The following is a 23425-nucleotide window of genomic DNA, read 5'->3' as shown; positions in this document are numbered from 1 at the left end:
CTGCCCGACCGACTCGTCCGCTTGTCTAGCGTCATGACGCAATAGCGTCGGCGCACCGTCTCGCCTTCATCGCCCCTTATCAACGGACTTCGCCCGCGTGGCGGAGCTTTTGCGTTGGCATGACGGGTGTTCAGGCGTGGACCGTACCGAATTCGCAATCTCTCGCATTAAAAGAATACTTATTAGGGGAATCAGATGAATCACGTCTACCGCGTGGTGTGGAGCGCCAGTCTTGGCATGTATCAGGTCGCATCGGAAATCGCGTGCGGCCATAGCGGCAAGTCGCGTTCGGTCGATCGTCGCCGGGCGCGCAAGGCGGCCGCAGCCGCAGCACTCGCGGTACTGTCGGGGGTAGCTCATGCGGCGCCGCCCTACGCGGGGATCCTCACCCAATCGGATAACAACGGTTACGCGCTGACCCCCGGCGCCGCAACGGGGTGGTTCCCGGTCTGGGACTGGAACGGCACCGATCTGAACGTCTCGATGTCCGGCGTTAAGTCGGTGAACTTCAACAACCTGACTGGGCAGATCGCGGTGGGCGCTGGCGCCGCGATCTCCGGCGGCTTGGAGGGCGTTGCCATTACGGCGGACAGCGTCCTGTCGAATCAGTCGGGGCTGACGAACAATGGCACCATCTCGGCAACACAAACCGGCGTGACCGTGGCCGGGGCGCTGGGCTCGATCGTCAACAATGGCTTGATTTCGAATGGCTTGTTCAACGCGGCTGCCGTTCAGGTCTCGGGCACGCTCGGGACGCTGACGAATACCGGCGCTATTGCCGGCGCGAGCGACCGCGGCAACGGCGTTTCCGTGGCGGCAGCGGACCCTGCCGTGCCTGCCAAACTCGGTAACATCGGCAACACCGGTACGATTTCCGGTGGCACCAACGGCATCAGCAACACGGGCGGCACGATCGGCACGATCTCGAACAACGTTGCCGGGTCCGCGACGGGCACGATCAAGGGGCAGGTCGGCATTCTCAACACGACCGCGTACGTCAACAGCACTACGGTGAACGGCTCGCTCGATCGTGTCGAGAACTCCGGCGTGATCACCGGGACGGATGTCGGTATTGCCAACGCATCGACGATCGGAACGATTCACAACAACGCGTCCGGTGTGATCTCGGGCACCGGTTCGTACGGGGTTCGCAACGCCCTCGGCCTGATTTCCGCGATTGAAAATAGCGGAAGCATCTCGGGTGGCATTTTCGGTGTCCAGAATCTGAGCACCATCACGTCGATCAACAACGCGGGCGTGATTGCTGGCAACTCGGTCGGGGTGGTCAACACCTCGCGAATGGGGACGTTGACCAACACCGGCGCGATTCAGGGCAAAACTACTACGGCGGTGGCCAACGGCGTGCAGAACTACGGCATTCTCGGCACGCTGTCGAACAGCGGGCAGATCCTTGCCAGTTCCGTGGCCGGTAACGGCAGCAGCGGCGTGTATAACGCCAATCGCATCGATTCACTGAGCAACGCAAGCGGCGGGCTGATCCAGTCGGATCTCGGCGTGTTCAACGATGCCAACGGGCACTCCATCGGCACGCTGACCAACGCAGGCACGATTTTCGGACAGAGCGCGGGGGTGCGAAACCTCGGGGGCACCATCACGTCGATCGTCAACGCGGGCGCGAACGGTAACGTCGCCGCAGGGACGATTTCGGGTTCGGGCATTGGCAGCCAAGTTCACGGTATCGACAATTCGGGCTACCTCGTCGGGGGAACGACCTTTAATGCCACGATCGGCACGATCACCAATGGCGGCTTGATTTCGGGCGATACGTACGGGATCAACAACAGCTACGGCACGATCGGGTTGATCAGCAACCTGGCAGGCGGGACGATTTTCGGGGGTATGGCTGCCATCGTTTCGGGCACCGGCGGGATCGGCACGATCAACAACGCGGGTGTCATTCAAGGTGACGTTGTGCACCTCGGGATGCAAGATCTGACGATCACAGGTGGCACGGGCAATACGTACGGCACGTTCATGGGAAGCATCATGAACGCCAATTCGAATTTGCGACTGAGCAGCGGCAACATCGTGCTGAACGAAGCCGTCGATCTGATTGGCATGCGCACGTTGTACAACAGCGGCGCCACGTTGCACCTCGATGGGACGATCCCGGTCTACGGCAACTATCAGCAGGACGCAGGCGGCACGCTCGAAATCGGCGTGACGAACGGCGCCGACACGACAGGCAATATTCAGACGGACTTCGGCTACGGTCGATTGCTGGTCTATGGCGACGCTACGGTCGCTGCGGGCTCGACTATCTCTATCAAGTCGATGGGCTACACGCTGGCGGCCGGTCAGCGCTTTATCGTCATCGACGCGAATACCGCCGCCTACAATGCCGGCGCGCTGAACTACCTTGTCAGCAACCCGACACTCACGGGTAGCGGTGCGCAGCTGCTCATCAACGGGCGGCAGGATCTCGTCGTCACGCTGTTCGGTCCGAACTATGACGCCACGATGGGTGGCCTGTATGGGCTGACTGCCGGTACGCCCACCAGCGTGCCTTCGGTCTTCAGCTTCGACGGTTCGAACCTTGCGGTTACGGGCACGACGTTTACCACGATCGCGGGCAGCCTCGGCACGATCACGAACACGGGCACCCTGACCGGGACTTACGCGTTTTCGGTCGCCGGTACGGGCAATATCGCCACTATCGAAAACGACGGCACCATCGCGGCAACCGGTTCGGGTAACTCCGGCCTCTTCAATGCCGGCACGATTGGGACGTTGACCAATCGCGGACAAGTTTCCTCGGTATCTTTTGCCGCAGTGAACAACAACGGTTCGTTGACCCGCCTCGACAACAGCGGCACGCTTGCCGGCACGACGAGTGGTCTTGCCAACACCGGTACGTTGGGTACGGCGGTCAACAGCGGGAAGATGTCCGGTCAATGGGCCGTGGCAAACGGGGGGACCGGCTATTCCAATTCGGTGCTGAGTACGCTGACGAACAGCGGCACGATTTCGGGCACGGCGCGCGGTGTGAGCAACATGGGCGGAACGATCACAACGATCAACAATCAGGCCGGCGGCTTGATTACCGCGACCGACACCAGTGGGTTTGTCAGCGGGATCGTCAACACGAGCGCTGCCGTCGGCACGCTGACAGCTCAGGGAACGATCGGCACGATCAACAACGCCGGCGTGATTTCCGGCTTCTACGGCATCAGCAACGACTACACGATCGGCACGATCAACAACCTCGCAGGCGGATTGATTACCGGCGTTGGCGGCGCTATTTCGAATCAGGTAGTGACATCGTCGATTGGTCAGATCAGCAACGCAGGCACCATCGCGGGCTCGATCATCAATCGCTCGTCGAGTGCGATGCGCATCAGTGGTGCCACCGACTCGACGTTCGGCACGCTCACAGGCTTTGGCGGTAGTGTCGGCACCATCTTTAGCACCAGTGCCGACTTGCACTTCAACGGCGGCAACCTGCTGCTCAACGACAATCTCGATCTGGCCGGTTTGCGTACCGCTTACAACGATTCGTCGGTGGTGCAGGTTAATAACGTGCTTCAGGTGGTGGGTAACTACACGCAGGCAGCCACGGGTACGTTGCAAATTGGTGTGGCGAGCGGGGCGAACACGACGGGTAATTTCGGCACTGACAACGGCTACGGCCGTCTGGTCGTCACGGGCAACACTTATATTGCACCGGGTTCCACGATTGCACTGCAATCGCTGGGCTATGCCTTTGCAGGCGGCCAGCGTTACGTCGTTATCGATACAGCGGGCACCAGTAACTACAACGAAGCGACGCTTCGCTATGTCGTGAACGGCTATCCGTCGTTGTCCGCGAGCGGTGCGCGTGTGGGCAATGGCGCCAAGATCGACCTGGTCGTCACTATCTTCTCGCCGAACTACCTCGGTACCATCGCCGGCACGACGCCGCTGGTGGCAGGCACGCCGATCGATGCATCGCCATCGTGGACATTTGACGGGGCAAACCTCACCGTCACGGGGACGACCTTTGGGTCGATCAACGGCTCGCTCGGTACGCTTACGAACAATGGCACGCTCACGGGGACATCGGCACTGTCCGTTGGCACTAACGGTGGCGGCATTGCCCGCATCGAGAACAATGGCCTGATTCATTCGACAGGCCCGACCAGTTCGGCTCTCTACAACGGCGGTGTGGTCGGCACGATGTTCAACGGCGGGACATTGGTCTCGGACAACATGTCCGGGATCAATAGCGTGACGGAGATGACCCGTCTGGAAAACGACGGTCTCATCTCGGGCAGGATGTCGGGCGTGTACAACAGCGGCGTGATCTCGTCCGCCATGAACACCGGCACGATTACCGCGACGGATGGCACGGCGAATGCAGTCGGTATGGTCAACACCGGACAGTTCGGTATGCTCACCAATACCGGGCTGATCAGCGGGTATAGCGGGCTCGTGAACTGGGCGTCGGGCAATGCCACACCGGTTACCTCGCTCGGCACACTGACGAACAGTGGCACGATCGCGGGGGGCGGCGGCACGACCGTCACCTCATCGGCGTATGGTGTGGGGAATTTCGGTGGCACCATTGGGACCATCAACAACCTCGTTGGCGGCAAGATTTCGGGGACTGGCGGCGGATTCTCCTCCGGGATTCAGAACAGCACGTTGGCCGTTGCCGGCACGGTGTACGGCGGCACGATTGGTGCGATCAACAACGCGGGTCTGATCACGGGCGATTACTACGCGATCATCAACTCCGACCGGATCAACACGATCAACAACCTCGCGGGCGGTGTGATCACCGCGCTGGGTGGTGCGATCTCGAATCAGCTCGCTGGCAGCAGCATCGGTCAGATCAATAATGCGGGCACGATTGCGGGCTGGATCATCAACCGCTCGAACAACGATCTGCGCATCAGCGGTGCCACCGACTCGACGTTCGGTACGCTCACGGGCTTTGGCGGTGGCGTGGGCAACATCGTGAGCACCAGCGCCGACGTGCATTTCAATGGCGGCAACCTGCTGCTCAATGACAACTTTGACCTCGCAGGTTTGCGCACCGCTTATAACGATTCGTCGGTGTTGCAGGTCAATCGCGTGCTTCAGGTGACCGGCAACTACTCTCAGGCCGCGGCGGGCACGTTGCAAATCGGTGTAGCGAGCGGTGCCAACACGGCCGGTAATTTCAATACCGACAGCGGTTACGGGCGTCTGGTCGTTTCGGGCAACAGCTACATCGCACCGGGCTCGACCATTGCGCTGCAATCGATGGGCTATGCCTTTGCGGGTGGTCAGCGTTACGTCGTCATCGATACGGCAGGCACCAGTGACTACAACGAAGGGACGCTGCGCTATGTCGTCAACGGCTACCCGGCGCTGATCGCGACCGGTGCACGCGTCGCCAACGGTGCCAACAACGATCTGGTGGTCACGCTCTTCATGCCGACCAACGTCGGTACCATCGGCGGCAACACGCCGCTGGTCTCGGGAACACCGATCAATGCCTCGCCAGTGTGGACGTATGACGGCGCAAACCTCACGGTCACGGGGACGACCTTCGGCTCGATCGTTGGCGCGCTCGGTACGCTCACGAACAATGGCACGCTGACCCGTCTGGAAAACAACGGGCTCATCTCCGGCAACACGTTGGCCGTGAACAACAATGGCGTCATCACCTCCGCCGTGAACAACGGCACCATTGCGGCGACGGATGTTTCGACGTCTGCCATCGGTCTGCTCAGCAGCGGACAGATCGGCTCGCTCAGCAATAGCGGGCTGATCAGCGGGTTTAACGGGATATTGGTCACGGCGGCGGGCAACCCGACGTCGAGTGCCACGCTGGGCACGCTGACGAACAGCGGTACCCTTGCGGGCGCTAGTGGCACGATCAGCAGCGCGGCGCATGGTGTGTCGAATTTTGGTGGCTACATTGGTGCGATCAACAACCTCGCCGGCGGCAAGATCACCGCTACCGGCGCGGGTCTGCCCTCCGGGATTGGCAACAGCGCATCGGTTATCGCCGGTACGCTGTACGGCGGCACGATCGGTGCTATCAACAACGCGGGTCTGATCACGGGCGATTACTACGCGATCTACAACTCCGCCCGAATCGACACGATCAACAACGCCGCCGGAGGCGTGATCACGGCACTGGGCGGTGCGATCTCGAACCAAGAGCCGGGCAGCACTATCGGTCAGATCAATAACGCGGGCACGATCGCGGGCTGGATCATCAACCGTTCGGGCACCGATCTGCACATTAGCGGCGCGACCGACTCGACGTTCGGTACGATCACGGGTTTCTCCACCTACCCCGGCACCATCGTGAGCAGCAACGCGGATGTGCACTTCAACGGCGGTAACCTGCTGATCAACAACAATTTCAACCTGAGCGGAACGCGTACGGCTTACAACGATTCGTCGGTGTTGCAGATCAATCGTCCGCTTCAGGTCGCAGGTAACTACGCACAGGCGGCAGGGGCAACGTTGCAAATTGGCGTGGCGGGCAACGCCGTGACCACGGGCGATATGACGACCGATAGCGGTTATGGCCGCCTGGTGGTGAGCGGCAACACGACGCTCGCCTCGGGTTCGAAAGTCGCGCTGCAATCGTTGGGCTACACGTTCGCCGCAGGTCAGCGTTACGTGGTGATCGACACCGCCGGTACGGCGACCTACAACGCCGATTCGCTGGTGTACAGCGTCAACGGCTCGACGACGCTTGCCGCGACCGGTGCCTCGGTGGCCAATGGCACCCATCAGGATCTGGTGGTGACGCTGGCGCAAGGCTCGGGCAACAACGGTGGCAATAACGGCGGCAACAACGGCGGTAACAACGGCGGTACCCCGGGCGGCAGCGAAGGCGGCAACAACGGCGGTCAGCCGACGTTCGACCCGCGCACCAATGCCACCATCGCGTCGAGTCAGAATGCCGTGTCGTCGCTGCGCGGGCTGCTGGGTTATACCGGCGTGAGCGATCCGCAGTTGCTCAACCTGTACAACGCCACGTTGGGTTCGCTTAGCGATAAGTCGACGGGTTCGGCCAATCGCGTCGGCCAGCAACTTGCCCCGGCACAGCACACGCGTGCCGCAGGTGCCGCCACGTTCGATTCGCTCGGTGTGGTCAACTCGCACGTCAACAGCCTGCGCGTTGCGCAGGCCGGTGGCACCGGTGTGGCGACTGGCGACAGCGCTTCGAACTGGGCGGCATGGGGTCAGGCCTTCGGCGGTCATGCCAGCCAGTCGGCGCGTGACGGTGTCGATGGCTACAGCGCCAACTACGGCGGCCTGCTGGTCGGTGCCGATCGCGCGTTCGGTGATCACTGGCGTGGCGGTGGTGCATTCCAGTTCTCGCGCACGGTCATCAACAACGACGGCAGCACGTCGGGCAACAGCACGGGTGTGAACGGCTACGGGTTGATCGGCTACGCCGCCTTTACGGGCGAGCCGTGGTACGTGAACCTGTCGGGCTCGGTCGTGATGCAACGCTACGACACGAAGCGCATCGTGACGATGCAAGGCTTCAACGGCATGGCCAACGGCAACTTCAACGGCCAGCAATACGTGGCCAGCGCCGAGTTCGGTTATCCGCTGGCGGTGGGCCGCGCGGTCGTGACGCCGCTCGCCAGCCTCACGTATAGCTATCTGAACCAGAACAGCTATACGGAAACGGGCGGTAACGGCGCGGCGTTGTCGGTGGGCAGTGCGTCGGCGAGCTCGGTGCGCAGCGCGCTGGGTGCGAAGTTTGCCCTGCCGTTCGAGACGTCGTATGGCAACCTGGTGCCGGAGCTGAGCCTGCGTTGGGTGCACGAGTACAACCGTACGCGTCAGGCCACGGGGGCGAGCTTCGCGGCTGACCCGATCGGTCAGACGGGCTTCACGACGGTGGGCGCAACGCCGGTGTCGGATCTGGCAGATATTTCGCTGGGTCTCACGCTGGTGCGCGCCAACAACCTGACGGCGTCCGTGCGCTACCAACTGCAAGCAGGTTCGGGCTTCATCTCGCACACGGGTATCGTGCGCGTGCAACAGCGCTTCTGATGCGTTAGTGCTTTTGATGCGCTGATGTAACACACGGCGGTCGCACCATTTGACATGGCTGCGACCGCCGTGGAAGTATTGCGCAGTCCCTCATCGCCGGTTCCTCCTCCCCTTCAGCACGACACCCCGTTCCCCGATGTCCTCCGCTCCCGCTCCCGGCACACTTACCTTCGCTCAGGCTATCGCACTGGCGCAGTCGCATTGGCAGGCCGGACAGGCCGCGCAGGCCGAGACGCTCTGCCGCCGGGTGCTGGAGGTCGACCCCGGTCAGCCCGACGCGCACTACCTGCTGGCGCTGATGGCGCATGCCTATGGCAAGCGCGAGATGGCGATCGACCACCTGAAAAAGGCCTGCGACGCGCCGGGTGCACCGGCGGCGTTCTGGTCCGATCTTGCGGAGATGTGCCGTCAGGCAGGACGTCTGGAGGACGCCAAGTCGGCCGGGCAGCAGGCGGTGGCGATCGATCCGGCATTCGCTGCCGGATGGAACAATCTCGGCATCGTGTTGCAGGAAGCGGGCGAGCTCGAACAGAGCATGACGTGCCTGCTGCGTGTGAGCGAACTACAACCGGCATCGGCCGATGCACAGAACAATCTCGGCAACACGGCGCGATTGCTCGGACGTGCCGAAGCCGCAGAGGCACACTATCGTCGCGCCCTAGAACTGGCGCCGCAGCGTGCTGACACGCATAGCAATCTGGCGGCGCTATTGAGTGCCACGAAACGATTTGACGAAGCGGCCGTGCTGGCTCGCCGGGCAATCGAGATCGATCCCCAGTTTGTGGACGCCTATCGCAATCTCGCCGACGTGGAGCTGTCGCGCGGGAATGTGGCAGGGGCGTTGCAGATTGTCGAGGTGATGAGCGCGTTTGCCGAACGGCATCCGTCCACACATGGCGCACGCGCGCGAATAATGGGGCTTGTCGGTCGCCTGGACGACGCGCTGGCGAGCGCACGCGAAGCGGTAGCGTTGCAACCGGAGAGTGCGGACGCGCGTGCGGTGCTGGCCGCGATTCAGGCGGAAGTCGACAAACGTGCTGGCGGGCAAGCCGACGCTGACGTGTCGCGCACAGTGCCTCAGGCTACTCAGGCGGGCGCGCAGGCGAACGATCCGCACCACGCGACGCCGAATACCCATCAAGAGCGCTCGGACGTGGTGGCGATTCACGAACGGGCGCTGGCGCTGGTGCGTGAACAGGACTTCGCCGCCGCCGAAGCGTTGTTGAGCGAGGTCGTCTCGCAGGGGGTGGCCCCGATGTCGATGTGGCGCCTGCTGGCGATGGTGCTGCGGGCGCAGGGCAAGGCGCAGGCCGGGTGTGATGTGCTCGCCATGCTTGCACAACAAGTTCCGGGAGATCTGGCCAATCGCTTCGACCTCGCCGAGGCGTTGCTGCTGCTTGGCGACTTCGAGCGCGGTTGGCGCGAGTATCGCTATCGCTACAGTCTCGAACATACCCAGTCGATCGAGCGCAAGGTGCAACGCCCGCGCTGGGATGGCCAGCCCATTCCCGGGCAGACGCTGCTGATTCACGACGAACAGGGTTACGGCGATACGTTCCAGTTCATGCGAATGGCCCGATGGGCGCGCGAACGCAGTCAGGCGCGTGTGATCTTCGAGGTCAATCAGGAAACGTTCTCCATCGCAAAGCGCATGTGGGGTGAGGACGATATCGTCGCGCGCGGCACGCTGCCGGTCGTGTTCGATCAGCATTGCGAGTTGATGAGCTTGCCCATGGCGATGGGGCTCAAGCTGGACGACTTGCCGGGGCAACTGCCTTATCTAAGCGCCGACCCGGCGCGCATTTCGCATTGGCAGGCGCGCCTTGCCGATGTGCCCAAGCCGTGGGTCGCGCTGGTCTGGGCCGGTCGGCCCGAGCATGTGAACGACTGCAATCGGTCGGTGCATCTCGATCAACTGGCGCCATTAGGGGCGTCGGGCGCGACGTTCCTGTCGATTCAGAAAGGGCCGGCGGCACCGCAAGCCGATACGCCACCGGATGGCATGTCGATCGTGTCGCTGAGCGATGAGATTCGCGACTTCGAAGATACTGCGGCCATTCTGCATTTGGCCGATCTGCTGATTTCTGTCGACTCGTCGCCGGTGCATCTGGCCGGGGCGATGGGACGGCCGGTGTGGGTGTTGCTGCCGTTCGTACCGGACTGGCGCTGGCTGCTCGATCGTGACGACACGCCATGGTATCCGGGCATGCGCTTGCTGAGGCAACCTGCGCGCTCGGCATGGCAGCCGGTGATCGAACGTGCGGCGGCGGATCTGACCCGTTGGGTGGCCGAGCGCGGCGAGGTTGCGAAGTGACGTGGTCTGCGATGGCCGCCATTCGGTATATCGCGGGCTTGAGTCTTGGCGCGATATTGCTGATGTCGGGCTGCTCCAGTCTCGATCGCGACGAACACGCCGAAGCGCTTGCTGAGCCCGCCGGTCTGCATCGCGAGACGTTGCAGACCCGGGACTTCGTGCTGACTGCTTTCGCCCGTATTGCGCACGCCGATGCGCCGGTGCGGATTTACATCGAGGGCGACGGACTGGCGTGGCTCTCGCGCTCCGAACCGTCGCTCGATCCGACGCCCGTTGCCGCGACCGGGCTGGCGCTCGCCGCCGTGGATCCGTCGCCTAACGTGGTGTATCTGGCGCGCCCGTGTCAGTTCACGCCGATGGCGCAGAACCCGCGATGCGGTGTTCCGTACTGGACCGGCAAGCGATTTTCTCCGGAAGTGATCGATGCGATGAACGAGGCGGTCGATCGTATTGCCGCGCAGGTGCCGGGGCAGCGTATCGAGTTGATTGGCTACTCGGGAGGCGGTGCGATTGCGGTATTGATTGCGGCGCGCCGTCGCGACGTGGCATCACTGCGCACGGTGGCCGGTAACCTCGATGTGGAGTATGTGAACCAGTTGCATCGTGTGTCGCCGATGCCGGCGTCGCGCAATCCAATGGATGTCGCCGCGCAAGTGGTTGCGATGCCGCAGGTGCATTTCAGTAGTGCACAAGACACTGTTGTGCCGCCGTCTGTGGCCACGCGATTTGCTGCCGCTGTGGGTGGCCGTTGCGTGAGCACCCGCGTGGTGAGTGGTGTGGCCCACGATGGCGAGTGGGCGCAGCAATGGCCCGCGTTGCTCGCCGTGGCGCCGGTATGCCGCGAGAATCGCTAGCGGTGCAGATGGTGCCGATCGTGCAGATCCAGACGCTGGTTCAGCTTTCGCGCACCAGCGCGGCAATGGCTTCGACGAGCGTGACCTCGCCGCGCACGGCATGACGGCCATCGTCAGCAAAGCGGAACGTGCCGTCGTTGAAGCCGTCGAGCATCTGAATACGTGGCAGCGGGTTGCGCATGCCTTGGGCGCGAAAGAGCGGGTCCCACGCTGCGCGCGGTACCGCTTCGGCGTGTACGTCTCGCACTAGTGCGCGGGCTAACGCTGCGGCGATGTCGTCCGGCGAGTAGCGCTCCGGCCCCTCGATCTCAAGCACGCGTTCGCCATCGATGTCGTCTTGCATGGCACGTGCGGCTACGTGGCCGACGTCGCTGGTCGAGACCATCGGAATGGCGCGCTCCACCGGTTGTAGATAACTCGGCAGTACACCACGCTCGCGCGCTGGCGCGATATCCCACGAAAAATTCTCCATCAGCCACGCCGGACGCAGAAACGTGACCGGCAGCGAGAGCGAGATCATCGCCGTCTCGAACATGCTCAGCGCCGTCAGCAGGCTCGGCGCATCGCAATCGGCACCGATGCTCGAAAGACATACGACCCGCTTCGGGCGCGTAGCGGCGAGCGCCTGCCGGATGGCGTCGATCAGATGCCGCGCGTGCGAGAAGTCCGGCTCGGGGTCGGCGTTGGGCGGCAACATCACGAACACGGCCTCGCTGCCACGGAAGGCGTTGGTCAGCGCTTCGACGTCGCCATTCTCGGCCACGGCAATCTCGCCGCCCAGCGTCGCCCATCGGCTCGATTTGACGGGGTCCTGAACGATGGCCCGCAGCGGCAGACCCGCCTTGAGCAGATCGTGTCCGATAACGCCGCCCACTCGCCCCGTGATACCCATTACGGTGTACATGGCCAATCCTCGCGCGCAATGTCGTTGCCGTAAAAGTACCACGGGAGCGTCGACGCTTCACAGGAGGCCTACAGGTGGACCGCGTCGGCGCTGGTCGACGCGCTTGTCGGCGCGGCTTCGTGCGGGGCTGCGCGGCGTGCATTGAGCATCGCGGCGGCTGCGTCCGCGAGTCTCACGGCTTCGCGTGCGCGCTCGCACATATCTCGCTCGTAAGCGGTGAGGGCCTGCGCGAGCGGCTGCTCTCCGGCGGCGACAGCTTGCAGATGGCGGGTCAGCATGGCGGCGTCACAAAGCGCCGTGTTGGCGCCCAGGCCACCGGCGGGGCTCATGGTGTGCACGGCGTCGCCCAGTCCTGTCACACCGTCGAGTTGCCACGGCAGCGGGCTTGCCGTGCTGCGTACCGGCATGGTGCGCACGGTGTCGGGCACTGCGTGCGCAAAGAGCGACCGCAGGTGCGGGTGCCAGCGGCGCGTGAGCGTGTCGATGTGGGCGAGCGGCACGAGGCCGGAGGCTTCGGCCGCCATCCCTTCGCGCCCGAGCAGCGCTTGCGACGGACCGATGAACGCCCAGTACAGATAGTCGGAGACCGGCGAGAGCGGCATGCGGGCTGCGTCGTCGGCGCTGTCGTTCGTGCCATCGTTTTGCAGGTTAGGCGTCGCGTACATGCCAGTGCCCGATTCGCGACGGAACAGCATGGCATCGACCACGACGGCGAAACCATCGGCAAACACGACGGTGCTGCCTTCCATCAACGTCGCTTCACCGTGGCTGTCCATGAGTACGAGCAGCGCCGTCGACACGGGGGTGAGGCCGTAGAAGCAGACGTTGCCGGTGTCGCGCGGCGTCATGCCCGGCAGCAGGTGCTCACGCACGCGCGAGTGGGTGCCGTCGGCGGCAACGACGAGGCCCGGAACGCTGCACGTACCGTCCTCGAAATGCGCGACGCGTTGCCCGTCGGCAGTGCGTGTGGTGTGCGTGAAGGTCTTGCCGAAATGCACGTGATCGAGAATGCCGTCGAGCAGAATCTCGCGCAATGTCTGGCGGTGCATGCTCAGATCGCCGGGCGGGGCACCGTCATGGGTCTTGGCGCGTGCAGTGTTTCGGCGCTGTTGAGGGGCAGGGTGGCGCACAACCGCTGGCTCGGTGGGCGACTCGGTATGTGACTCGTGCCAGCTCGGCGGCAGAACGATGTCCGCATCGTCCAGTGCGGGCGTGACGAAATGGCCGCCGTTTCGTGCCACGGCGGCGTGCTGGCGCAAGCGCTGTGCTTGTCCGTCCGGGAGGCATTGGTCGATGGCGTCGAAACCGTTGGCATCGATACGCAGACGGTAGCCCTGAAAGCGGGCGGCGGGGGCGCTGTCGCGCTCGAAGACGTCGAACGGGATTCCGGCACGGCGCAGCCCCTGCGCGAGACACAGGCCGCCAAGGCCGGCGCCGATGATGGTGACATGCAAGGCAGACATGATTTTCGGTGACCCCCCTCGGGCGGTCGGTTGTTGCACTGCGATCATTGTCTGCGCGACGGTGATTGACCTGATAACATCGTTTGGTCATTCAATAATGAGAATCGGACAAACTCATGACCGCCGACCGAACGCCCATGAATACGGACGAGGTGCTGATCTCGTTCTCTGACTCTCCCTTTGCGCGGTACAAGCCTAACGACCGGCTCGACGGACCGCCGATCTGGGCGTTCGGCGGACATGACCACGAGCGGAGTCTCTTCAGGATGGGCACGCGGGAGCTCGACTGGCATTCGCATGTGCGCGGCCAGCTGTTCTGTATCCACTCGGGGTTGGTGCATGTGCATACGCCCCACGGGTCATGGTTGTTGCCGCCGTACCGCGCGGGCTGGATTCCGCCGGGTATGACGCACCGCGTGGCATTTATCGGTGTGGTGAGCGGGTGGATCGTGCTGGTGGCACCTTCGGCCGGCGAGCGCCTGCCGGTGACGCCACGTGTGGTCGGGGTTTCAGAACTGCTGGCGGCGCTGGTCAAGCGGGCGGTGACGTGGGCGGCGCGCGACGAACTGACCGAGGACGAATTGCGTCTGGCGCAGGTGCTGGTCGATGAAATCGAGCGGGCGCCGGCGGAGCCGCTGAGCTTGCCGATGCCGATCGATGCCCGTGTGTCGCGGATCGCGCGTGCCGTGCTGGAAGACCTTGGCGGGCAGGCGTCGCTTGAGGCGCTGGCGCAGCATGCTGGGGTGTCGTCGCGCACCGCACGGCGTCTGTTCGTTGCGGAGACCGGCATGGGATTCACGCAATGGCGACAGCAGGCGCGGCTGGTGAATGCGCTGGAACATCTGGCCAGAGGCGAGTCGGTCAGCACGATTGCCGATTCGTTGGGTTATTCCACCCCGAGCAATTTCATTGCCATGTTCCGGCGGGCGTTCGGCGAGTCGCCGGGCCGCTATTTCAAGCAGGTGGGGCCACGTGTGCACGTGAGCGAGGGAGATGACGCATGAGCCGCATGGGGGAGTCGTCCGTGAGGACCGTCGATACGTTGGTGATCGGTGGCGGGCAATCGGCGTTGGCAACAGCGTATTTCCTGCGGCGGTGGCAAGTCGATCATGTGTTGCTCGACGATCAGCCTGAAGCGGGAGGGGCGTGGCAGCGCGCGTGGCCGTCGCTGCGACTTTTCTCGCCGGCGCAGTGGAGTTCGTTGCCGGGGTGGCCGATGCCCGGTGGCGAGCGGCACTATCCGTCGCGCGATGAGGTGGTGGCGTACTTGCGCGCGTATGAGGCGCGCTACGCCGTGCCTGTTGAGCGGCCGGTACGGGTGGAGCGCGTCGTTCGTGAACCGGGCGGGAGCGTGTTGCGAGTGGAAACGGACCGAGGCGCTTGGTTGGCCAAGACAGTGATTAGCGCGACTGGGTCGTGGCGTTCACCGTATATCCCGGCGTACCCGGGGCACGCGTTGTTTCGCGGACGGCAATGGCACTCGGCCGACTACCGCGATGCCGGCGATTTGCGTGGTGCGCGTGTGCTTGTGATTGGTGGCGGCAATTCGGGGGCGCAGATTTTCGCAGAGTTGTCATCGATGTGCGACGCAACGTGGGTCACGCTGGCGCGGCCTGAGTATCTTCCGGACGATGTCGACGGGCGCGTGCTTTTCGAGCAGGCGACGGCACGATGGCAAGCCAGACAGCGTGGGTTGCCTGATCCATTTCCGGACAGTGGACTGGGACGCATCGTGATGGTGCCGCCGGTACGAGAGGCGCGTGAGCGTGGTGTGTTGAAGGCCGTGCGACCCTTCGAGCGTTTTGTCGACGATGGCGTCGTGTGGACGGATGGCACGCATACGCAGGTGGACGCGGTGATCTGGTGTACGGGGTTTCGTCCGGCGCTGGGGCACTTGGCGGGCTTGGGTCTTACCGATGACGCCGGGCGGATTCTCGTTGAGGGCACGCGAGCGATTGACGAGCCGCGGCTGTGGTTGGTCGGCTATGGCGAGTGGACGGGCTACGCGTCGGCAACGCTCATCGGTGTGATGCGCAGTGCGCGTGCGACGGTACAGGACGTCGTGGCATGTCTGGCGCAAGGGGCTGCGCGGACTACGCAGAACCAGCGGGGTGGGGTGGCGGGATAGAGTGATTCCATGCAGTGCCCGATGGATGCGAGGGCGACGCGGAGAGTTTGGTAAATGTCCGCGTTTTTTCGCGAAATAACAGGTGCTGCACTTCGTATTCAACCTGCCGTGACGAGACGTTTCAGACGTGTCGGCACGGCGGAAGGTGCAGGTAGAGATGGGAACACTCCGGAAATTAGTCCCGCGCCAAGCGCGCGCAGGTATCGGCGACGCCGACAGTCACGACAGGAACGACAGCATGAGACTTCACGAACGCGTAACGAAAATCGAAGCGGTCTTGCCGACGCTTGCGACCAAGGAAGACCTGGCGCGCGAGGTGGGCACGCTGCGCTCCGAAATGCATCAGGGATTCGCGAAAGTGAATCTGGAGTTTGGCAAGGTCCGGCAGGAAATGAGCGGTGAGTTTGCCAAGGTCCGGCAGGAAATGAGCGGTGAGTTTGCCAAGGTCCGGCAGGAGATAAGCGGTGAGTTTGCCAAAGTCCGACAAGAGATCGGCGGCGAGGTCTCCACGCTCCGAGGCGAGATTGGCAGTGTCAAGGAGGAAGTCCGCGAGCTACGCCAAACGGTGTTCTCCGAAATCAACGGATTGCGCATCGAGATGCATCAGTCGATGGGGGCGCTAATGTGGCGGTTGATCGGTACGTTGATCACGGTTTGCACGGCGTTGGTCGCTGCTACCCACTTCATATCGAGAAGTGGCTAATTGGTCGATGCCTCGGGAACTCCCGCGTAAAGCGTGGGACAGCATGGGAAAAGGACCGGCGCTTATCGAATGTCAACGCGCTGTGTCACGTGATTCGGAAGTTACTGAAACTCAAGTGCCCTCCTCGCTGCGATGATGGAGGTGCCCCCACTTTGGTATGGCAACTTCTGTTCAAGGAGCGATCGATGAGTGACGCGAAAGATGATGACACGCAACCTCCGAAGCGCAAGCGAGGCAAAGGCAAGCGCGCCGGGGCGGCAAAGCCGCATCCGGTGCCTCAGGCGCTCCCAAGAGAGGGCTACGTCGTCTGGTTTCTGAACCACGGCAAATTTCTCGGCTATGCATGGAGTGAACCGGAGCAGGAAATCCGGCGTGCCCATGTGAAGAACGCCGAGCACGCGATTTACTTCGATACCTTTGCGCAGGCCGCCGTCGTGTCAGCGAAGTTGATCAGTCCGAGTCGGGTACTGCATTCGCCCGGGCCGGGTATGTCGCCGACAGTGATGGGATAGGCGATGGAATAAGCGACAGCGTCAGTACGGATTACGGCTCGCCATTTCAGGTGGGCCGTTTTTTTGTTTAAAGCGGGAAGGCACGAACAGATCAATAGCAAAGCCAGAGAATCTGAAAGATGATTCGGAATATTTGCCAGAACCGGCAGGAGTGGTGCCCAGGGCCGGAATCGAACCGGCACGCCTTGCGGCGGGGGATTTTGAGTCCCCTGCGTCTACCAATTTCACCACCTGGGCAGGTGTGCGTTCACCGAACGGTGTCGCAGCGTGATACTCGTCTTGTTGGCCTGTTCGGCTACCGGACGAAGGCGAGATTATGACCGAATTTTTCGATGCCCACAAGCCCATCGACAATATCAAACGCCGGGCCGGATATTTCGTCCCCCAGACCCGGCGTTCGTCATGCTCAATGCAGCTTTTGCTGGCCTTCCAGCACGCGCAGCAACGACGACGTGTCGTCGTGCCCCCAGCCGTTTTCCATCAGCGTCGACAACTGTCCCTTCACCAGTGACAGCGCAGGCAACGCCAGCCCCGCGTCCGCCACGGCGTCCAGAATCATCGAGAAGTCCTTGTCGTGCAGCCGTGCCTCAATGCCCGCCGAGAAGTCCCGGTGCGCCATCTTCGGCCCCATCATGTCCAGCATGCGGCTGCCCGCCAGTCCCTGCGAAATCGCCTCGATGACCTTGTCCTGATCCACGCCGTTTCTGGCGGCAAACAACATCGCTTCGGCTATCCCCTGGATGTTGATCACCTGAACGATCTGGTTGCAGGCCTTCGCCACCTGACCCGCCCCCGTGTCGCCAACGTGCGTGATCGTCGTGCCCAGCGTCGCCAGCAACGGCTTCACCTTCTCGAACGCCTCGCGCGGTGCTCCGACCATGATCGACAGCGACGCGTCCGCTGCCCGCGACGGCCCACCCGACACGGGCGCATCCACCAACTGAATGCCCTCGCGTGCCAGACGCACCGCCATACGACGGGTGGCCTCCGCCGAGATCGTGCTGTGGTCGATGCAGATCGTGCCGGGCCGTGCACCATGGATCACGCCGTCTTCGCCAAGCAGAACCTGCTCAACGTCGTGCGTGGTGGTCACGTTGGTGATCACGAAGTCGGCTTCCGCCGCTGCCTGCGCAGGGCTCGAAAACGCCCGTGCGCCATTCTCAACGTACGCAGCCGCAGCTTCCGGGCGCCGCGCGTAGACGTGCAACTTGTGACCCGCCGCCATCAAATGACGCACCATCTGGCCGCCCATCGCGCCCAGACCGATAAATGCAATGGTGTATGTCGTCATGCCGCGATCAGTCCGAGACGTACACGAACTTGCCGTTCTTGATCTGGCCCATCACGCCCGCGCGCTGGTCCAGACCAACGTGATCGGCCGGGCTCAGATTCATGATGCCGTTGGGAATCGCCAGGTTATGCGTCGATTCGAGCGCATCGCGCAACGCCGCACGGAACGCCGGCGTACCCGGCTGCGCCGTCTTGACTGCGCGAGGCACCGCATCGTTGAGCAAGTCCCACACGCCATAAGCATCGGCAGCAAACTGCGTCACCGTATCCACGCCGTACTTCGTCTCGTACTTCTTCGTGAACGCCAGCGCAGCAGTACGTGCCGGATGCCCTGCGGGCAGCGTCTTGGCGACAACACCCGGTTGCGTCGGGAACAGCGTGCCTTCGACATCCTTGCCGCCTACGCGCACGAAGTCATAGGTCGCGATGCCATGCGTCTGATAGATCTTGCCGGCATACCCACGCTCTTGCAGCGTGCGCTGCGGCAGTGCCGCAGGCGTGCCCGAGCCAGCCACGAGAATCGCGTCGGGCTTGGCCGCCATGACCTTGAGTACCTGTCCGGTCACGCTCGTGTCAGTGCGGTTGAAACGCTCCTGCGCGACGATCTTCAATTTGCGCAGCTCGGCAAACTTCGAGAATTCTTTCCACCAGCTCTCACCGTAAGCGTCGGCAAAGCCAATGAAACCAACGGTCTTGATGCCGTGGTTCGCCATATAGCGCGTCATCACGTCGGCCATGGCCGAATCGTTGGCCGCCATCTTGAACGCCCAGCGGCGCTTGGCATCCTGCGGCTCAACCGCCACGGCCGACCCGATGAGCGTGATCATCGGCGTGCTGGCTTCCGAGATCGGATCGAGCATCGCCAAGGCGCTCGGCGTGATGTTCGGGCCAACGATGACGTCGACCTTGTTCTCGCTCATGAGCTTGCGGGCATTCTTCACCGCGGTGCCAGGGTCGGAGCCATCGTCCAGGAAGATGTAATGCGCCTTCTGCCCCCCGATCTCGTCGGGCCACAACTGCATGGCGTTCTTGCTGGCAATACCGATGGCCGCAGCCGGGCCGGTAGATGACAGATCGATGCCGACGGTAATGTCGGCGTGTGCTGCCGTCACCACACCCGTCAGGGTCATGGCGAGTAACACGCCCGACAGGCGAATACCGCGAAGGGGTGAGCGCATGGGGTCTCCTTTTGGTCGAATCACGCAAGGATACCGTACGCTGCGAGCCGCGCAAACGCTGTCAAAAGACCGGCTTGCGAGCCACATAAAACAAAGGCGCTGCTATTGGATAGCAGCGCCTGATGCGATCGGGAGGGGGATGGCGGGTGGAGGGGCTAAACGGGGCCGTCCCCGCGCGACGTCAGAGCTCGTAGCTTTCGTGCTCGCCGCGCAAGGCCTGTTCGACCAGCTTGCGCGTGAGAATCGGCGACAGCAGCTCGACCATCGTATACACATAGCCGCGCAGGTAAGCGCCTTGCTTGAGCGCCACACGGGTGACGTTCGTGCCGAACAGATGGCCGACCTGAAGCGCGCGGAGATTGCGATCGCGCTCGGGGTCGAACGCCACGCCCGCCAGAATGCCCACGCCTAACCCCAGCTCCACGTAAGTCTTGATGACGTCCGCGTCGATGGCTTCGAGCACGATGTCCGGCTGCACATGGCGCAGCGCAAACGCCTGATCGATCTTGGCGCGCCCGGCGAACTGAGGGTCGTAAGTGATCAGCGGGTACTTCGCCAGATCCTCGATGCCGACCGACGACAGTTGCAACAACGGATGGTCAGGCGGCACCACGGCCACGTGCTGCCACTGATAGCACGGCAGCGAGACCAGATCTTTATAGCCCGCGATGGCTTCCGTCGCGATGGCCAGATCGGCCTGATCGTGCAGCACCATCTCGGCGATCTGCGTCGGACTGCCTTGCAGGATCGACAGACGCACCTTCGGGTAACGACGCTTGAACTCGGCCACCGCGTGCGGCAGCGAATATCGCGCCTGCGTGTGGGTCGTCGCAATGGTCAGGTTGCCCTGATCCTGTGCGGCGTAGTCCTTGCCGATGCGCTTGAGGCTCTCGACCTCGAGCAAGATCCGCTCGATGGACTCGAAAATGATGCGCCCCGGCTCCGTCAGGTTACGGACGCGCTTGCCATGACGGGCAAAGATGTCGACACCCAGCTCTTCTTCTAGCTCGATGATCGCCTTTGAAACCCCAGGCTGGGAGGTGAACAGCGCCTTGGCCGCTTCCGTCAGATTGAAGTTCTGACGAACGGCCTCGCGCACAAAACGGAACTGGTGCAGGTTCATTTGTATAACTTTAGAAAATATACAAACAATTTTTAATTCGTTTGAAGTATATAGCGTTTTCATTACAGTGGGTGCCACTGTTTCGATAACGTTATTCCTTTCAGTCATTTAGACCCATCAGGAACGTCATACATGTCGCTGTGGCTCGAACCCATTTCCGGATTTGGCGTCGGCCTGCTGGTCGGCCTGACCGGGGTGGGCGGCGGCTCGCTGATGACGCCACTGCTGACGCTGCTGCTGGGTTACTCGGCGCCGGTCGCCGTGGGCACCGATCTGGCGTTTGCCGCCGTCACCAAGAGTTTCGGCACGGTCGCACACCGCTCGCACGGCCACGTGAAGTGGCATATCGTGCGACGCCTCACGCTCGGCGCGCTGCCGGCGGCGCTGGTGACCATTCTCGGGTTGAAGCGCCTTGGCGGCATCGAGGACAGCGCCTTGCACGTCATCAAACTGACGATTGCCGCCTCGGTGCTGCTCACGGTGCTCTCGCTCCTGTTCCGCGCCAAGTTGCTGGCGGCACTGCGGGCGCACCCGAACTGGCAACTGACGGGCCGCACGCAGACGATTGCCACGGTCCTCGTGGGCGCGGTCATCGGCGTGCTCGTGACGATTTCCTCGATTGGCGCCGGCGCAGTTGGCGCGACGCTGATCCTGATGCTGTATCCCCAGTTGGAACCGGCAGAAGTCGCCGGTACGGATATCGCCTACGCGGTGCCGCTCACGGCGATTGCGGCGCTGGGCCATATCTGGCTTGAGACGGTGCACTGGGCACTGCTCGGCAGTTTGTTGATCGGCTCGCTGCCAGGAATCTGGCTGGGCGCGAAGCTTACCCGTCATTTGCCCGAGCGCATCGTGCGCGGGGCGCTGGCGGCCACGCTCACGCTCGCAGCAGTCAAGCTGGTCGGCTGACACCCCCACATAAAACAAGGAGTTCGCGACATGCGAAACGAATCCCGTTGGCAGCCGGCGGTGTCTGCATCGCCCGCTTCCCCGGCTGCCGTGCCGTCGACCGTCGCGCACGCCGAACAGTTGGACGCGGCACTGCTCGATGACATGGAGGCCGTGCTGGCCGAGCGCCTGGCGCGCATCGCCTCGCTGCATCGCAACGTGAAGTTTGCGAGCAGTCTGGCCGCCGAAGACATGCTGATTACGCACGTCATTCTGCGCCAGCAACTGCCGATCACGATCTTCTCGCTCAACACTGGTCGACTGCACGACGAGACCGTCGGCATGATCGACAAGATCAAGGCGCGCTACGGCTACGACGTGGTGCAGTACACGCCGCAGCCCGACGCGGTAGCGCAATACGTCAGCGAGCACGGCGCTAACGCGTTCTATGAAAGCGTGGACCTGCGCAAGGCCTGCTGCCAGATTCGCAAGGTCGAGCCGCTCGGCCGTGCGTTGGCCGATGCCGACGCATGGCTCACGGGCCAGCGTCGCGAGCAGTCGGTGACGCGTGGCGAGCTGGCATTCGCCGAGCAAGACGAGGCACGCGGTATCGCCAAGTACAACCCGCTGTTCGACTGGACGGAAGCGCAGGTGTGGGCGTACCTCACCGCGCGAGATGTGCCGGTCAACCCGCTGCACGCGCGCGGCTACCCGAGCATCGGGTGTGAACCGTGTACCCGAGCGATCCGTCCCGGTGAAGACAGCCGGGCGGGCCGCTGGTGGTGGGAGTCGCGCGACAGCAAGGAATGCGGGCTGCACGCGGGCAACCTGAGCAAGATCCCGGTCTCGGTGCAGTCGAACTGACGCGCACGCGACAGACCAACAACACCATGCGATGCGACGCCGCGCTTCACGAATAGGCCGCGAGCGACGCATCGAAGCAAAACGAATCACGGAATCGTCAAGGAAGGGAACACTATGGGTGCGATGCACGAAGTCGCGCAGGCCAGCGGCGCGCGGATGGATCATCTGGACTGGCTGGAAGCGGAATCGATGTACATCCTGCGCGAAGTGGTGGCCGAGTGCCGCAAACCCGCGCTGCTGTTCTCGGGCGGCAAGGATTCTGTCGTGGTGCTGCACCTCGCGCTCAAGGCCTTCGGTCTTGGCCCGAACCGCAAGACGGTGCTGCCGTTCCCGCTCGTGCACATCGACACCGGCCATAACTACCCGGAAGTCATCGAGTTCCGCGACCGTCATGCCAAGGCACTCGGCGCCGAACTGATCGTCGGTCACGTGGAAGATTCGATTCAGCGCGGCACGGTGCGTCTGCGTCGTGAAACCGATTCGCGCAACGCCGCGCAGGCCGTCACGCTGCTCGAGACGATTGCCGAACACGGCTTCGACGCGATGATCGGCGGCGCGCGCCGCGACGAAGAGAAGGCCCGTGCGAAAGAGCGCATCTTCTCGTTCCGCGACGAATTCGGCCAGTGGGACCCGAAGGCGCAGCGCCCGGAACTGTGGCATCTGTTCAACGCGCGTCTGCACAACGGCGAGCACCTGCGTGTGTTCCCGATTTCGAACTGGACCGAACTCGACGTGTGGCAATACATCGCTCGCGAGAATCTCGATCTGCCGTCGATCTATTACGCGCATGAGCGCGAGATCGTGCGCCGCAACGGCTTGCTGGTGCCGGTGACGCCGCTCACGCCGAAACAGGACGATGAGTCGAGCGAGTTGGCGTCGGTGCGTTTTCGCACGGTCGGCGACATCAGCTGCACGTGCCCGGTGGCCAGCGTCGCCGCCAGCCCGGTGGAAATCATCGCCGAGACGGCCGTGACCGATATCACCGAGCGCGGCGCCACGCGCATGGACGATCAAGCGTCCGAGGCAGCGATGGAGCAGCGCAAGAAACAGGGTTACTTCTAAGTCGCATGACGCCAGACATCACGAGCTACGAGTGATCGTCGAGCGACAGAGCACCCCGGCTTTTTGAGCTAACGGAAATAACGGCCCGCCGGCGCGCGCAGCAGATTGCGCGCAAGCGCCGGG

At 63.0% G+C, this 23425-nt stretch carries 15 protein-coding genes, 1 tRNA gene and 1 pseudogene; 11 read left to right on the top strand and 6 right to left on the bottom strand.

What is annotated here, in order from left to right:
* Nucleotides 1–195 precede the first annotated feature (195 nt).
* The 4 genes and pseudogenes from CDV46_RS06060 (at nucleotide 196) to CDV46_RS06050 (ending at nucleotide 11187) form a co-directional block, all read left to right on the top strand.
* Nucleotides 196–8019 carry an ESPR-type extended signal peptide-containing protein gene (locus tag CDV46_RS06060; RefSeq protein WP_087722071.1) on the top strand — a complete coding sequence of 2608 codons (7824 nt, stop codon included), beginning with the start codon at nucleotides 196–198 and terminating at the stop codon, nucleotides 8017–8019.
* Nucleotides 8020–8155: 136 nt separating this feature from the next.
* Nucleotides 8156–8872: pseudogene (locus tag CDV46_RS27710) on the top strand (tetratricopeptide repeat protein); the annotation flags it as partial.
* A 300-nt stretch (nucleotides 8873–9172) separates the two neighbouring features.
* Nucleotides 9173–10333, top strand: coding sequence for a glycosyl transferase family 8 (locus CDV46_RS27705; RefSeq protein ID WP_441339313.1), 1161 nt, complete (start codon nucleotides 9173–9175; stop codon nucleotides 10331–10333).
* Nucleotides 10334–10344: 11 nt separating this feature from the next.
* A complete protein-coding gene (locus CDV46_RS06050) occupies nucleotides 10345–11187 on the top strand; it encodes an alpha/beta hydrolase family protein (protein ID WP_087722069.1) in 843 nt (280 codons plus the stop codon).
* 40 nt (nucleotides 11188–11227) lie between these two features.
* Here CDV46_RS06050 and CDV46_RS06045 read toward each other — a convergent pair whose 3' ends face one another.
* Both CDV46_RS06045 and CDV46_RS06040 read right to left on the bottom strand, forming a co-directional pair.
* Nucleotides 11228–12091, bottom strand: coding sequence for an NmrA family NAD(P)-binding protein (locus CDV46_RS06045; protein ID WP_087722068.1), 864 nt, complete (start codon nucleotides 12089–12091; stop codon nucleotides 11228–11230).
* Between the two features lie 68 nt (nucleotides 12092–12159).
* A complete protein-coding gene (locus CDV46_RS06040; protein ID WP_176399020.1) occupies nucleotides 12160–13554 on the bottom strand; it encodes an FAD-dependent oxidoreductase in 1395 nt (464 codons plus the stop codon).
* Between the two features lie 116 nt (nucleotides 13555–13670).
* Between CDV46_RS06040 and CDV46_RS06035 the strand changes: the two genes are divergently transcribed.
* The 4 genes from CDV46_RS06035 (at nucleotide 13671) to CDV46_RS06020 (ending at nucleotide 16897) form a co-directional block, all read left to right on the top strand.
* A complete protein-coding gene (locus CDV46_RS06035; protein WP_254915945.1) occupies nucleotides 13671–14558 on the top strand; it encodes an AraC family transcriptional regulator in 888 nt (295 codons plus the stop codon).
* Nucleotides 14555–15682 (top strand): ArsO family NAD(P)H-dependent flavin-containing monooxygenase, encoded by a 1128-nt coding sequence (locus CDV46_RS06030; protein ID WP_441339310.1) that lies wholly within the window; start codon nucleotides 14555–14557, stop codon nucleotides 15680–15682. The genes CDV46_RS06035 and CDV46_RS06030 overlap by 4 nt, the downstream gene beginning before the upstream one ends.
* A 238-nt stretch (nucleotides 15683–15920) precedes the next feature.
* A complete protein-coding gene (locus tag CDV46_RS06025) occupies nucleotides 15921–16385 on the top strand; it encodes a coiled-coil domain-containing protein (protein WP_176399019.1) in 465 nt (154 codons plus the stop codon).
* A 185-nt stretch (nucleotides 16386–16570) separates the two neighbouring features.
* Nucleotides 16571–16897, top strand: a complete 327-nt coding sequence (locus CDV46_RS06020; RefSeq protein ID WP_087688698.1) for a hypothetical protein — start codon at nucleotides 16571–16573, stop codon at nucleotides 16895–16897.
* A gap of 152 nt (nucleotides 16898–17049) precedes the next feature.
* On the opposite strand, the gene CDV46_RS06015 is transcribed toward CDV46_RS06020, so the two are convergent.
* The 4 genes from CDV46_RS06015 to CDV46_RS06000 all read right to left on the bottom strand — a co-directional run bounded on the left by CDV46_RS06015 (nucleotide 17050) and on the right by CDV46_RS06000 (nucleotide 20488).
* Nucleotides 17050–17134: transfer RNA gene (locus tag CDV46_RS06015), tRNA-Leu, on the bottom strand.
* 169 nt (nucleotides 17135–17303) lie between these two features.
* The gene (locus CDV46_RS06010) at nucleotides 17304–18188 is read right to left on the bottom strand and encodes an NAD(P)-dependent oxidoreductase (protein WP_087722066.1); all 885 of its coding nucleotides are present in this window, start codon (nucleotides 18186–18188) and stop codon (nucleotides 17304–17306) included.
* A 7-nt stretch (nucleotides 18189–18195) separates the two neighbouring features.
* Nucleotides 18196–19365 (bottom strand): ABC transporter substrate-binding protein, encoded by a 1170-nt coding sequence (locus tag CDV46_RS06005; RefSeq protein ID WP_058375511.1) that lies wholly within the window; start codon nucleotides 19363–19365, stop codon nucleotides 18196–18198.
* 181 nt (nucleotides 19366–19546) lie between these two features.
* Nucleotides 19547–20488, bottom strand: a complete 942-nt coding sequence (locus CDV46_RS06000; protein ID WP_058375510.1) for a CysB family HTH-type transcriptional regulator — start codon at nucleotides 20486–20488, stop codon at nucleotides 19547–19549.
* Between the two features lie 132 nt (nucleotides 20489–20620).
* On the opposite strand from CDV46_RS06000, the gene CDV46_RS05995 reads away from it, so the two are divergent.
* From CDV46_RS05995 to cysD, 3 genes are all read left to right on the top strand, one after another.
* Nucleotides 20621–21397, top strand: coding sequence for a sulfite exporter TauE/SafE family protein (locus CDV46_RS05995; RefSeq protein WP_087722065.1), 777 nt, complete (start codon nucleotides 20621–20623; stop codon nucleotides 21395–21397).
* A gap of 30 nt (nucleotides 21398–21427) precedes the next feature.
* Entirely contained in the window at nucleotides 21428–22240 is an 813-nt protein-coding gene (locus CDV46_RS05990; RefSeq protein ID WP_087688695.1) for a phosphoadenylyl-sulfate reductase, read from the top strand.
* Nucleotides 22241–22354: 114 nt separating this feature from the next.
* The gene (cysD, locus tag CDV46_RS05985; RefSeq protein WP_058375508.1) at nucleotides 22355–23302 is read left to right on the top strand and encodes a sulfate adenylyltransferase subunit CysD; all 948 of its coding nucleotides are present in this window, start codon (nucleotides 22355–22357) and stop codon (nucleotides 23300–23302) included.
* The last annotated feature ends 123 nt before the right edge of the window (nucleotides 23303–23425 follow it).

Origin of the sequence: Pandoraea sp. PE-S2T-3, assembly GCF_002179965.1 — a bacterium.
GTDB lineage: Bacteria > Pseudomonadota > Gammaproteobacteria > Burkholderiales > Burkholderiaceae > Pandoraea.
The sequence above is the reverse complement of the archived record's forward strand: the minus strand, read 5'-3'. Positions and strand labels throughout refer to the sequence as shown.

What these genes read in the sequence shown, in the direction of transcription:
- CDV46_RS06060 (WP_087722071.1), top strand. Translation starts at nt 196, where the DNA reads ATGAATCACGTCTACCGCGTGGTGTGGAGCGCCAGTCTTGGCATGTAT.
- CDV46_RS06050 (WP_087722069.1), top strand. Translation starts at nt 10,345, where the DNA reads ATGGCCGCCATTCGGTATATCGCGGGCTTGAGTCTTGGCGCGATATTG.
- CDV46_RS06045 (WP_087722068.1), bottom strand. Translation starts at nt 12,091, where the DNA reads ATGTACACCGTAATGGGTATCACGGGGCGAGTGGGCGGCGTTATCGGA.
- CDV46_RS06040 (WP_176399020.1), bottom strand. Translation starts at nt 13,554, where the DNA reads ATGTCTGCCTTGCATGTCACCATCATCGGCGCCGGCCTTGGCGGCCTG.
- CDV46_RS06035 (WP_254915945.1), top strand. Translation starts at nt 13,671, where the DNA reads ATGACCGCCGACCGAACGCCCATGAATACGGACGAGGTGCTGATCTCG.
- CDV46_RS06030 (WP_441339310.1), top strand. Translation starts at nt 14,555, where the DNA reads ATGAGCCGCATGGGGGAGTCGTCCGTGAGGACCGTCGATACGTTGGTG.
- CDV46_RS06025 (WP_176399019.1), top strand. Translation starts at nt 15,921, where the DNA reads ATGAGACTTCACGAACGCGTAACGAAAATCGAAGCGGTCTTGCCGACG.
- CDV46_RS06020 (WP_087688698.1), top strand. Translation starts at nt 16,571, where the DNA reads ATGAGTGACGCGAAAGATGATGACACGCAACCTCCGAAGCGCAAGCGA.
- CDV46_RS06010 (WP_087722066.1), bottom strand. Translation starts at nt 18,188, where the DNA reads ATGACGACATACACCATTGCATTTATCGGTCTGGGCGCGATGGGCGGC.
- CDV46_RS06005 (WP_058375511.1), bottom strand. Translation starts at nt 19,365, where the DNA reads ATGCGCTCACCCCTTCGCGGTATTCGCCTGTCGGGCGTGTTACTCGCC.
- CDV46_RS06000 (WP_058375510.1), bottom strand. Translation starts at nt 20,488, where the DNA reads ATGAACCTGCACCAGTTCCGTTTTGTGCGCGAGGCCGTTCGTCAGAAC.
- CDV46_RS05995 (WP_087722065.1), top strand. Translation starts at nt 20,621, where the DNA reads ATGTCGCTGTGGCTCGAACCCATTTCCGGATTTGGCGTCGGCCTGCTG.
- CDV46_RS05990 (WP_087688695.1), top strand. Translation starts at nt 21,428, where the DNA reads ATGCGAAACGAATCCCGTTGGCAGCCGGCGGTGTCTGCATCGCCCGCT.
- cysD (WP_058375508.1), top strand. Translation starts at nt 22,355, where the DNA reads ATGGGTGCGATGCACGAAGTCGCGCAGGCCAGCGGCGCGCGGATGGAT.